Origin of the sequence: Coleofasciculus sp. (assembly GCF_046539235.1) — a bacterium.
In the GTDB taxonomy this organism is placed as follows: domain Bacteria; phylum Cyanobacteriota; class Cyanobacteriia; order Cyanobacteriales; family Coleofasciculaceae; genus Coleofasciculus.
The window spans coordinates 1-13,546 of the sequence record NZ_JBKHHI010000158.1; the positions used below are offsets into that span (position 1 = coordinate 1).

Genomic DNA, 13,546 nt, shown 5'->3' on the forward strand with positions numbered 1-13,546 from the left:
GGTTTTGTAGAAACGTTACCATCAATCGCCCAAGGCGAGTCCCTAAACCCGCCCCGACAAACAATGCCCTCGATAGTCGCCAAGGGTGAACATTCGGTCAGGGCGGGTTTTGTAGAAACGTTACCATCAATCGCCCAAGGCGAGTCCCTAAACCCGCCCCTACAAATTCAAAATGTCTCCGGCGGATTTTGGCAGTGGCTTATCGCCCACCCAGAAATTCCGTTGTGTATTACTGAGGGCGCAAAGAAAGCGGGGGCTTTACTCACCGCCGGCTATGCGGCAATTGCCCTCCCTGGTGTATTCGGAGGCTATCGTGTCCCTAGAGATGAACAAGGAAATCGTATCGGCAAGTCTCGCCTCATCCCCCAGTTACTCAAATTAGCAACATCGGGGAGAACAATTTATATTGCCTTCGACCAAGACACTAAACCCAGTACCATCAAAGCTGTTAATGCCGCTATTCGTCAGTTGGGATATTTATTAACTCAAAAGGGATGTTCTGTCAAGATAATCAATTGGCATCCAGACCAAGGGAAAGGGGTGGATGATTTAATTGCCAACCATACTCAAACAGCATTTGACCAAGCCTATCAAACGGCTGTCCCCCTAGATACCTGGAAAGCCCAATCCTTAACCGGGCTGACTTATCCGCCCACGATACAGATAAATCGTCGCTATTTAGGGGAATTATCGATTCCTGAGGATGCCAAATTGATTGGAATTAAATCCCCCAAAGGGACAGGGAAAACTCAGTGGTTAGAAACAATTGTCAAAGAGGCGATTAAGCGCCAGAAATGGGTTTTGGTGATTGGTCATCGGGTGCGACTCGTGGAGGCGTTATGTCAGCGCTTTGGCTTGAACTATGTCACTCAGATACAGGATAAAGAAACGGGTGCTAGGTTAGGCTATGGTCTCTGTGTTGACTCTCTCCATCCTACCTCTCAGGCTGGCTTTGAGGCGGTGAACTGGTCAGATGGAGTGGTAATTATTGATGAAGTGGAACAGGTTCTTTGGCATGGGTTGGATTCGGATACTTGCAGTAGTAACCGAGTGGCGATTCTGAAATCTCTGAAGACATTGATGCAGAATGTTTTGGGAGATGAGGGACAAGTTTATGTGGCGGATGCGGATTTGAGTGATGTTTCTATCGATTACTTGATTTCTTTATCGGGGATTCCCCAACATCCTTATATTATTCACAACACCTGGAAACCCAGCGAGGCTGAATCCTGGCGGGTCAACTATTATCCAGAACGTAAGCCAGAACGCTTGATTCAGGATTTGGAACGACACATTGCAGCCGGTGGGAAACCCTTTGTTTGCCTTTCCGCCCAGAAACGGGGGAGTCAGTGGGGAACATGTACGTTGGAAGCCTATCTACGTTCTCGATTTCCTGAGGCGAAAATTCTCCGCATTGATTCGGAATCTCTGACTGAACCGACTCATCCGGCCTATGGCTGTATGCGTGATTTGGATGGGGTGTTGAGTCAGTATGATATTGTTCTGGCAAGTCCGGTGATTGAAACGGGCGTAAGCATTGAGTTGCAGGGACATTTCACCTCGGTTTGGGGGATTGCGATTGGGGTGCAAAGTGAAAACTCGGTGCGTCAGGCGTTGGGGCGAGTGCGGGAAAATCTGCCTCGGTTCCTGTGGGTGGCGCCCTGTGGGTTTAATCGGGTGGGGAATGGTTCAACGTCGATTCCGGCTTTGCTGACATCGGGACGCCGTTTGACTCAGCTTAATATTCGATTATTACAACAATCTGATTTTGATGCCCTGGATGATATTGAGACAGGTTTTCAGGCGGAATCGCTATTGTGTTGGGCAAGAATGGCGGTGAGGCATAATGCGTCCATGTTTCAGTATCGTGAATCGGTACTGGCGGCGCTGCGCGGGGAAGGGCATCAGGTGGTTGAGGCTGCGGATCAGGAGATGGGAGGAGGGGGTAGTGTGTCCTCTGTTTCCCAGACACAGGGAAAGATTGAACCCGATTCGCTGACGGCGGCGATCGCGGCGGTGAAAGACAAAAATTATCAGGCAGAATGTTTAGCGATCGCGCGGGCTAAAAATCTGAGTGATCATCAATATAATACCGGGCAAAAACGATTAGTAAAAACCCTTGCCCAACGACGGGCGATTCGCAAGTATGAGTTAAAGCAGCGTTATCGGATTCCAGTGACTGCCCAACTGGTGGCTAAGGATGATGATGGTTGGTATCAAAAGCTATTGCTGCATTATTTTCTCACCTTAGGGCGAGATCATTTAGCGCAACGGGATGTCGCGATCGCACGTCGATTGATTGAATTAGGTGGTGGAAGTATTTTCTTACCTGACTTTAATCGTTCTCAATTGGGGGCGGCGGTAGGGACAATGGAACTTTTGGGAGTTCCAGTTTTGTTAACAGATAGGGGGCGTGAATTAAGAGGAACGGATGAGGATTTGCAGGCGATGGCGCGATTGGCATTATCGAATCGGACGTCGATTAAAACTACTTTGGGAATTGGATTAGCGCGAAATGCGACACCGATTCGGATTGTGCGACGTTTGTTAGATAAAATTGGCTATGGACTTGAATGTATTGGTCGTGAAAGTAAACGCTTAAATCGCGTGCGTGTATATCAGGTGGTTCATCCCTCGGATGGGCGGTTTGAGGTATTTCAGCAATGGTTGGCGCAAAGTTGTGAGGTGTTAGAGAAGTCTCATCAACGACTGGATGCTTGTTCAAAAGAGGCAAAAAATAAGGCTGATGTTGATGCCGGGGTTGACTATGTGCAGCTTTCTCTTAATTTATCGGATTGTTGATTGTCATTTGTTTATGTCATTTGTTTATGTCATTCTGAATGAAGCGACAGCGGAATGAAGAATCTCATGAGTGCAGCAAGGGAGAAAGAATTGACCAGCTAAAATCTCCCTTGCTTGCAGGTAGTCAGGGCGGGTTTAGTCACATCCGGGTGATTCAGAAACGATAGTCGTGAAACCCGCCCCTACAGATTCAAAACAGAGACGTAGCGTGCTACGTCTCTACAGTGTTTCACGCTTGAGTCGGCTGATATAATAAAGGCTCTAACTTTCCCTGACTATCTAAACTGTAAAGTTCATCACAGCCACCAATATGCTGGTTGTTGATAAAAATCTGGGGAACGGTTCGCCGTCCATTTGCCCGTTCTGCCATTTTCATTCTGGCACTTCCATCGCCGTCGATTTTATATTCTGTGAAGTTAACGCCTTTCCACCACAGTAATATCTTGGCACGAATACAAAATGGGCAAGTTTGCCAGGTGTAGATTTCAACGTTAGCGTTTATGCGTTCGGGATGGCGTCCGAGGAGGGAGTTGATCGACTTGAACATTTTATCGCTATTTTAAATGTTTCTATTTTCTATTCTAAGATATTAATCTGTGTTAAGCCAATCCTTGTCTTATATCATTTTTTACCGCTAGTGCTAGGGTAATTTAAAATTCTCAAAGAATAATATTAAATTAATTTATATAACCAATCAACATTATTCTTGCTGGGTTAAGCTGTTCGGCATTTAAACCTTAATGTCAATAATGACGAAATCCTTGCCGTAGAGCGTTTAGCGAAGCCATAATGATAGCACGTCAGCTCCATTAGCTAAGTTACAGTTAGTGTGGAAGATGGAGGAATTCAGAAGGGAGATATCTGATGGGTTCAAAGCTAAAAACCTGGATTAAGCAGTGGCAAGGAGTATTATTGATCGCGCCGAGTGTGACTCTGATTATTCTTGCCCTTAATGGTGCGGGTTTATTTCAGCTATTGGAATGGGCAACCCTGGATCAATATTTTCGGCTGCGCCCTCCAGAATCTCCAGATTCTCGTATTCTCCTTGTTTCAATTGATGAAACTGATATTAATCAGGTGGGACAGTGGCCCATTCCGGATGGAGTTTTGGCTGACTTAATTAGTAATCTAAAAGCGGCTGAACCACGAGTGATTGGTTTAAATCTGTATCGGGATTTACCTGTAGAACCTGGACATCAGCAATGGGTGGAGGTGATGCAGTCAACGCCGAATTTAATTGGGGTCGAAAAACGAGTGGGCGATCGCGTCGCTTCTCCACCCACTCTGGAGGCTTTAAACCAAGTTGCTTTGGCTGATCTGATAGTGGATGCGGATGGCAAAGTTCGCAGAGGGTTATTGTCAATTCAACGGGAAAATGGGGATGTGCAATTAAGTTTAGCTGCCCGTTTAGCATTACTGTATTTAGAAGATGAGGGGATTAGTTTAGAGGTGATTAATGATAATCAGCAGCGTTATCGCTTGGGGAAAGCTATCTTTACGCCTTTCCAGACTGATGATGGGGGGTACGTAGATGTAGATGCGGGAGGATATCAGATTCTCTTAAATTTTCGTGGTGTTACCGCCAGCTTTGATACCGTTTCCTTAAGCGATGTATTGGCAGATCAAGTTCCCCCAGAAAAAATCCGCGATCGCATCATCTTAATTGGGTCTAAAGCCCAAAGTACCAACGATTTATTTTTTACCCCTTATGATAGCACAATATTTGCCCCTCCCCGTCGTGCCGCTGCTGTTGTTATCCATGGCAATTTAACCAGTCAACTTATCAGTAGTGCCTTGGATGGACGCCCCTTGATTAAAGTCTTAGCCAATCCAGTCGAAGTGATACTGGTTTTGTGTTGGTCGTTTCTGGGGGCAGCCGGAAGTTTACTTTGGATCAAGAATAAATGGTTTCATCCCAACACCTTACTCCAACTACTCGCCCTAGGAATTTATATTTTACTGGTAATTAGTTGTAGTTTAATCGGTACTTATCTCTTATTTCTGGCAGGGTGGTGGTTACCTGTAATTCCCTCATTACTCGCCTTGACTGGTTCAGCCGTGATGACCGCCGATTATCAGAGTCGTCGGTTACAGCAGGAAGCCCAACAGAAATATCGCCGTATTTTTGAAAATGCATTAGAAGGTATTTTTCAAACCACCCTTGATGGAGGCTATCGCAGTGCAAATCCGGCGTTGGCAAAGATTTATGGGTATAAGTCTCCAGAGGAGTTAATCACCAAAATTACTAATATAAAAAAACAGCTTTATGTTGACCCGAAGCGGCGAGATTATTTTATTCAACTGATGGAACAACAGGGAGAAGTTGTCGGCTTTGAGTCTCAAGTTTATCGCCAAGATGGCAGCATTATTTGGATTCGTGAACATGCGCGATCAGTTTGTGATGATCAAGGAAATGTTCTCTACTATCAGGGCTTCATTGAAGATATTAGCGAACGAAAACAGGCTCAAGTTGAGCGAGAAGCGTTTACCAGAGAATTGTTCGAGTTAAATCAATCCTTCTCCCAGTTTGTCCCCCGACAATTCTTACAATTACTAAACAAGAACAGTATTTGTGATGTGCGATTAGGGGATCAATCCCAGCAAAACATGTCAGTTATCTTTGCGGATATTCGCAACTTTACCACTCTCTCAGAAGTGATGACACCCCAAGAAACATTTAATTTTATTAACCGTTATCTTTCCTATATGGAACCTGCCATTATCGAAAATCAAGGCTTTATTGATAAATACATCGGTGATGCAATTATGGCGTTATTTAGTGGCAGTGCCGATGATGCTGTCAACGCGGCAATTGCCATGTTACAAAACCTGAAACGCTATAATAAAGAGCGACATCAAGCCGGTGAGTATCCTATAGAAATCGGGATTGGCATTAATACGGGCTTGATGATGTTAGGAACAGTGGGCGGTAAAACCCATATTAATAGTACGGTGCTTAGTGATGCTGTGAATTTAGCCTCTCGCTTGGAACATTTGACCAAAGAGTATCGGGTATCGCTGCTGATTTCGCATTATACCTTTGACCATTTGCGCGACCCCTCTGATTATTGTTTTCGTCTCATTGGTCGGGTCAAGGTTAAAGGGAAATCCCAAACCGTGTCTGTGTTTGATGTGTTTAATGCTGATCCGGTTTCGGTGCGTCAGCGGAAGCTGAAAACCAAGACGATGTTTGAACAAGCGTTATGCCTTTATTCGCAACGAGAGTGGAGTAAAGCGGCTAAATTATTTCAACGGTGTCTAGAGTTTGTGCCTGAGGATAAAACCGCTCAAATTTATCTGCAACGCTGCCAGAAGTAGAGACGTAGCATGCTACGTCTCTACACAGATATTTAATTTTATCAGAATTTTAATTTATCCCAAAAGAATACGGGTATTGTTACGACGAACTGTATAGAGAAAAAGAACCGAATCATCGGGTAAATTCCTCTTGTCGATGAATTTTACCGATTTTTTCTCAAACCCAGTTCCACTGATGAATCCAGCCAATCTTATCACAATCGCCATAGCGGTTAGGACGCATCTTATGGTAGAGACGTTGCCGGCAACATCTCTACAACTCAAAAGCCTAAACAGTCGGAAAGCGTTAAAATGGTTCTGCTATTTTGGACTTGTATCCAGTCAGATTTTTTCTGCGGCAAAGATTAATGCCCAACTGATTCCTGATGATACGTTAGGTGCAGAAACGTCAATTGTTGTTCCCCAAGACGTGCGGGATTTGATTCAAGGGGGGGCAAGACGAGGGGGGAATTTATTCCACAGTTTCCAGGAATTCAATGTTGATCCCGGACAGCAGGTTTACTTTGCCAATCCTGCGGATGTTGACCATATTCTCACTCGTGTCACGGGAAGGAATCTATCCAATATTTTTGGCACTCTCGGTGTGGAAGGGGCGGCAAGTTTATACTTAATTAATCCGAATGGAATTATTTTTGGGGCAGACGCTAGGTTAGATGTGGCAGGTTCATTTGTGGCGAGTACGGCGTATGGGATTCGCCTGGGTGAACAGGGATTATTTCTGGCGACAGAACCTCAAGAAAGTACACTCCTATCGATTCAGCCAGGGGTATTCTTTTTTAATTATTTGACAGGTGAATCAGCAACGATTACCAATGCCGGGAATTTATCGGTGGGAGGGAATTTTACTCTAGCGGCTGATACCTTGAATTTACAAGGTCAGCTTATTGCTGGGGATAATCTTACCCTGCACGCTAATCATACTGTAAATATCCGCGACAGTCTGGTAAATCCGTTTATCGCTAAGGCTGGCGGAAATATGCAGGTACAAGGCGATCGCACAATTGATATTTTTGCCCTTAATCATCCAGATAGTGGCGTTTTTGCCAATGGGAATATTGTATTCCGTTCGGCTAATCCAGTGCAAGGAGATGCCCATTTCTGGAGTGGTGGCGAGTTTCGGATTGAACAGCTTGATGGGAATCTGGGAACCCTGAGGAGTCCCAATGATCCGGTGATTCGCAGCAGTGGGGATGTTTTGATGGGGGCGTATCAAGGCGCTTCACTGCATATTTTTGCGGGTGGAAGTGTAACGATTCCGGGTGGTGTTTTGATCGGTAATGTTGATGCTGAAAATGGCATTGTTGAAAATATTACTCTTTCTGATGGCACATCTATATTAATTGATGGGAAAACTCAACCCACTCTCGATATCCGGGCTGGAACTATCGCTTTTGATGTTCCAGGCATTAATGGGATTCCATCGGATGGAATTATTGTTCCGCCGTTCCCCAATCCTCTGGAAAGTCCAACCAGTGCGACGATTACTATTGGCGATATTCTTAACCCAGGAGGAACTGTCTTTTTAACCAATCAGTATCAGCCGAATCTATCGCTAGATGGGGGAATCTCTGTTGGTTCAATCAATACTCAAGGGATGATAGCAGGGGGTGCAATTATCATCGACTCCAAAGGATTAATTAATACCACGTCTGGCACAATTGATACCAGTTCTTTTGGGAAAGCAGGTGATATCTTACTCCAAGCTGTTGGTGATATTGGAGTAAATGATATTAATGCCAATGGACAAATTGGTGGTCGTATTTCCCTGAATAGTGGCGCAACCCTAACCATCGATAATTCAATCATTACTAGCGTCACCAGTTTAGGCAAAGGCGGTGATATTGAACTCTCAGCCCCTTCTCTATTTTTGAGTGGTGGCTCGAAAATTTTCAGCGTTGCGGTTGGTTCTGGACAAGGGGGTAATATTCAGATTATCGCTGACTCAATTCGTGCTGACAATAACTCTGATATTAATACGATTTCAGCTAGTCTAAACGAGAACGCTGATATCAATAACATTATCGAAATTCTCGGCTCACCGACTGGTGATATTGCGGAACTCATCGAATTTTTGCCACCCAATAATACATTGGGTAGCATTTCAGGATCAGGAGGTAACATTCAGGTTAGTGCAGAATATATTACCTTGGAAGATGAATCGAATATTGCCACAGCCACCTTTGCTAATGGTGGAAAGGCGGGCAATGTAACAATTAATGCGACATCAGTCAACCTGCTAGATGATGGAACTTTGGGTTCCCTTACTTATGGGTCTGGTGAGGCTGGAAATTTAATCCTAAATAGCCGTCAATTACTGATTCAAAATAATAAAACTAAGTCAGAGGTAGGAACGGGAATTTCTACAGCAGCCCGCACCAATAGTAGTGGTGATGCTGGGGATTTAATCATCAACGCCGAATCCATAGAAATTATTGGCAATGAACCCGGTGCGGTTGTTGCTCCAACTGACCTCAATACCCTCTTAGATTTGGCTGAGTTGCGAACAGGTTTGACCTCCGCAACTCAAGGGAGTGGAGATGCCGGAAATGTCACCATTAATAGCAATCGTTTGGTGGTGCGAGATGGCGCTGGGATTGCGACTTCGGCTGACTTCACGAGTACAGGAACCGCCGGGAACTTGCGCGTGAATGCGACTCAGATAGAATTGCAAGGAAAGGGAGGTATAACCACGTTAACCCTAGGCTCTGGTGATACCAAAGCCGGCAATTTGTACATCAACGCTGAGCAAGTGACGCTTTTGGACGGAGCCGGAATTGGTACGGGAACGCTATCCGGAAATGGTGGTAATATTATCCTCACGGGAACGGATTTATTACTGATGCGAAATAACAGTTTAATCACCACTACAGCCGGACAAGCTGGGGCGGGTGGAGATGGTGGCGATATCAATATTGATGCTAAGTTTATCGTGGCTGTTTCGGAAGAAAATAGTGATATCACGGCTAATGCTTTTGAGGGAAATGGGGGAAATATTGATATAACGACTCAAGGCATTTTTGGTTTACAGGTAAGCGATAAACTCACCAAATATAGTGATATTACAGCGAGTTCTCAGTTAGGCATTGATGGCACGATTACGATTAATACTCCCAATGTTGATCCTGCGCGCGGATTAACTGAATTACCCTTTAATTTTACTGATCCGTCCAATCAAATTATTGCGGGTTGTCCGGCGGATACAGGCAATCGCTTTACTGCTATCGGACGCGGCGGTATTCCCGATAATCCCCGCGACTATTTGCCGGGAAATGCGGTTTGGCAAGATCGGCGAAATGTGGCAGCGTTTCCTGATAATCAACCGGCTGTTAACCTGCCATCTGAGATACCTGAAAAGCAGATAATTGAAGCCCAAGGTTGGATTGTGGATGAAAATGGCACGGTTATTCTGACGGCTGAATCGAGTGGAGGAAAAAGAATGGATTTGGGGGGAGTGTCGTATTCGTGTGGGGGGAGAAATGATTTAGACTAAATTTAATGGGTGAGATGGCAATTATATTTTTTAACGCTCCAGGTAGCAGAGGTTTTCGCAGAGGGCGCAGAGGTGATTGAAGGATGGGGGGGATAATTTTATAGAATGGGAAAAATAACTGGAGATGATCTTTACGAAGTTAAAAATGGCAAATTAGAGGTGTATCATCTGCAAGATTTTTCCTATCAACGCATAGAACCGAATGAACGAGGTCATTATTCTATTCCACCCTTAGGAGTAGAACTGGGACTTTGGCAGGGAATCTATCAAAATCAAACCCAACTCTGGCTGCGTTGGTGGGATAGTGAGGGCAATCTTTTACTGATTGGTGAAGAACGAGCGGAGTTGGAACGACAACGGGCGGAAAACGAACGGCAACGGGCGGAAAAAGCCGAGCAAAAAGCGGCAAAATTAGCGGCACGATTGCGGGAAATGGGGATTGACCCTGACGCCGAAGAGTGAGAGGAGAAGAGGGGTTATGAAACGGTTGAGAAGACGCAGTAAAAAGCAATTATTTTTCTGGGGATTAGTTCTGGTAACCTGCTTAGTGGTGACGACGGTTCGTCCTGTCGCGGCACAGGATTATTCTAACCGTTTTTTGACCTCTCCCCCTACCCCTCTCCTACAAGGAGAGAGGAGACAGATAGATAATTATAACCTTTTCAGTCAAGGTAAAATCAATGAGGAATCTGGACATTTAGCTGATACAATAAAGACTTGGCAAGAGGCGGTACAGAATTATCAAAAAGTCGGCGATCGCATCAATCAGGCGTTAGCATTACATTACTTATCCTTAGCCTATCAAGACGTGGGACAATGGCAACAAGCAGAAGTGGCGATTAATCAAAGCCTGGATTTACTCCAACCCCAAGCCAATCCTGCGATTCTAGCACGAGTCTTAAACACCAAAGGGAGTCTGCAACTGGCAATGGGACAACCGCAGGCGGCGCTAGCAACCTGGAAACAGGCGGAAAATCTTTACGCCCAAGCCGACGATCAGATGGGGGTACTGGGGAGCAAAATCAATCAGGCTCAAGCATGGCAAAGTTTGGGAATGGTTCAGCGATCGCGGCAACTTCTTGAATCGGTACAGCCACAGCTAAACACCCAACCGGATTCTATCATGAAAGCGACTGGATTACTCAGTCTGGGTAGGGTCTGGGAAGCCATCGGTGATTTGTCAGCCGCCCAGACTATCTTACAGGAAAGTTTAGCTGTAGCACAGCGTCTTAATTCTGCCCCAAATATCAGTGCAGCTTTGTTGAGTTTAGGTAATATTAACCGTAACTTGGCAGAAATGCCAGGGGCATTAGCATACTATAAACAAGCCGCAGCAATAGCCACGACTCCTCTGTCTCAAGTCCAACCCCAACTCAACCAACTTAAGCTGCTTATTCATCTAGAAAAGTTCACCGACGCCCAAGAATTAGTTCCCCAAATTCAAGCTAACCTTTCTCAGTTGTCTCCGAGTCGAGAGGCGATTTATGCCCAAGTTAACTATGCCGAACGTTTAATCGAACTCGTCGAAACCGCCGACTTGCACCCTCAAGAAATCAATTATCAAACTATCGCCCAACAGTTAGCCAAAACCCGGCAAGTGGCGAAAAAATTAAACGATAAACGAGCAGAATCTATAACTGTAGGCATCCTCGGAAAATTATACGACAAAACCAAACAATGGTCTCAAGCCCAACGTTTAACCGAACAAGCCCTATTTTTGTCTGAGGGTATCAACGCTGCTGACTTATCCTATCAATGGGACTGGCAACTGGCACAAATTATGACAAAGATGGGCGATAAACAAAGCGCGATCGCGGCAAATAAACAGGCGTTTGATACGGTACAATCCTTACGGGGGGATCTGGTTGCCATGAATGCTGATGTGCGATTTTCCTTTCAAGAGAAAATTGAACCCATTTATCGTCACTTCGTCAGTCTTTTATTAGACTCTCCCTCACCCGAACATCTGCAACAAGCCCGAACTGTGATTGAATCCCTACAATTAGCAGAACTAGAAAACTTTTTCCGCACCGCCTGTTTAGAGACGCAACCGGAACAACTTGATACCGTCATCGAAAGAAGTGAGGCGAGGGCGGCGGTGATTTACCCGATTATTTTACCCAACCGTTTAGCGGTTATTCTTTCCTTACCCGGACAACCTCTACAGTCTTACCACACCAATTTATCTTCTCCAGAAATTGAAGCCACAATCAGCCGTTTACGCCAAAGCATGAGTCCGGCTTTATCGAATAAAGAACGGCTCAAGCTTTCCCAAACCGTTTATGATTGGTTGATTCGTCCGATTGACAATCAATTAACCAGTAATCAGATTAAAACCTTAGTCTTTGTCCTAGATGGTGTTTTGCGGAATATACCCATGACAGCCCTCCACGATGGTAACCAGTATTTGATTGAAAAATACAGTGTAGCGTTAACACCAGGATTGCAGTTACTTGAACCGCGATCGCTCAGACAAGTTTCCCTATCTTCTTTAACAGCAGGATTAACCGAAGCCCGTCAAGGCTTTGTCGCATTACCAGCAGTTGAACAAGAAATTAAACAAATTAGTAATGATTTACCTTCAAAAATCCTATTAAATGGAGCCTTTACCCGTGCCACAATAGAAAATGATCTAAAATACCGTTCTTTCAATATTCTCCATCTTGCCACTCATGGTCAGTTTAGTTCTCAACCCGAAGACACGTTTATTCTCACCTGGAATGAACGTCTCAATGCTAATACCTTATCTGAATTGCTTAAAACTAGAGAACAAAGCAATTCTGAACCGATTGAACTGTTAGTCCTTAGTGCTTGCCAAACGGCGACTGGAGACAAACGAGCCGCTTTAGGATTAGCCGGATTAGCTGTTCGTTCTGGCGCTCGCAGTACGATTGCTACCCTCTGGTCAGTGAATGACCAATCCACTGCCGATACCATGATTAAATTTTATCGCCATTTGCGCCAAGGTGATAGCAACCGAGCGGAAGCCCTGCGTCAAGCTCAGTTATCATTATTAAAGCAAAAAGCCTATCAGCATCCCTATTACTGGGCGCCCTTTATTTTAGTGGGCAATTGGCTGTGATTAGTGGAGATATAGAACAGGTTTTCGGGAGCATCTTACTTGGGGTGCAGATCATATCCGTATGCCTTGCCATCTTACTCCTTTCCTGCTGCGCTCTGCCATCTACATTCTGCCTTATTGTCGGACATCATATCAGAAGTTGCTCACTTCAAACCCACCATAAATCCGAGGAGGATTTAAATCATGAACTTAGTTAAATCTTTATCCCTATTCGGCATTGCTCTATCCTTGGAACTGTTAGTAGTTCCGGATTTAATGGCACAATCTAACTCAATGAATGCCGAGATGTGGGTAAGGTTTGCTCCACCCAAACGAGGAACTCCATACGATACAACGGGCGGCGCCTCTCGGGGAACCTGTCCGGGGGATGAACTGATGAACGATGAAGGATTATTCTCATTGATGCCCCTTTATAGCGAAACGGATGTCAATCGTCCAAGTTTTGCGGTTTCTCTTCCCAAAACTGACGCAAACCAAGTCCTTTTCAGCTTAAAAGATGGTGAGGAAGACTATTTTTATCAGGCACAAATTCCACTACCGACAACTCCGGGTACCTATCGTTTAGAGTTGCCAACCGATGCTCCAGCAATAGATTCTAATATAGAATATCAGTGGTCTATAGGGTTGATATGTGGACAAGCTGTCGATCCTAATGATCCGAGAGTTGGTGGGATAATTCTGTATAGGAGTCCCTAGACCGTCGGTCTAGTAATCACAGTTAGTGGTGAAAAGAAGCAAAAAGCATGCCCGACTAGCGAAGCGAAGGAACCGGAAAATTGGTATCGTTTTGTTACCATTTTGGGACAATTCAAGTAGATGATTCGATTACTGGACTGGTGTTCTAGTGCAGGGTG

General features: G+C 44.9%; 6 protein-coding genes and 1 pseudogene. 6 read left to right on the plus strand and 1 reads right to left on the minus strand.

Going from position 1 to position 13,546, the window contains the following annotated elements:
• On the plus strand, positions 1-2,802 hold a 2,802-nt coding region (locus ACLFWI_RS15375), incomplete at its 5' end, for a plasmid replication protein, CyRepA1 family (protein ID WP_446413648.1).
• A gap of 229 nt (positions 2,803-3,031) precedes the next feature.
• On the opposite strand, the gene grxC is transcribed toward ACLFWI_RS15375, so the two are convergent.
• Entirely contained in the window at positions 3,032-3,349 is a 318-nt protein-coding gene (gene grxC, locus ACLFWI_RS15380) for a glutaredoxin 3 (RefSeq protein WP_446413649.1), read from the minus strand.
• Positions 3,350-3,666: 317 nt separating this feature from the next.
• Between grxC and ACLFWI_RS15385 the strand changes: the two genes are divergently transcribed.
• From ACLFWI_RS15385 to ACLFWI_RS15405, 5 genes and pseudogenes are all read left to right on the plus strand, one after another.
• Positions 3,667-6,120, plus strand: a complete 2,454-nt coding sequence (locus ACLFWI_RS15385) for a CHASE2 domain-containing protein (protein ID WP_446413650.1) — start codon at positions 3,667-3,669, stop codon at positions 6,118-6,120.
• Positions 6,121-6,346: 226 nt separating this feature from the next.
• A complete protein-coding gene (locus tag ACLFWI_RS15390; protein WP_446413651.1) occupies positions 6,347-9,610 on the plus strand; it encodes a two-partner secretion domain-containing protein in 3,264 nt (1,087 codons plus the stop codon).
• Between the two features lie 129 nt (positions 9,611-9,739).
• Positions 9,740-10,072: pseudogene (locus tag ACLFWI_RS15395) on the plus strand (Uma2 family endonuclease); the annotation flags it as partial.
• A gap of 16 nt (positions 10,073-10,088) precedes the next feature.
• Positions 10,089-12,692: a CHAT domain-containing protein gene (locus ACLFWI_RS15400; RefSeq protein WP_446413652.1), complete on the plus strand. Its 2,604-nt coding sequence runs from the start codon at positions 10,089-10,091 to the stop codon at positions 12,690-12,692.
• A gap of 183 nt (positions 12,693-12,875) precedes the next feature.
• Complete coding sequence (locus ACLFWI_RS15405; protein WP_446406900.1) at positions 12,876-13,388, plus strand: DUF928 domain-containing protein; 513 nt, start codon at positions 12,876-12,878, stop codon at positions 13,386-13,388.
• Positions 13,389-13,546 lie beyond the last annotated feature (158 nt).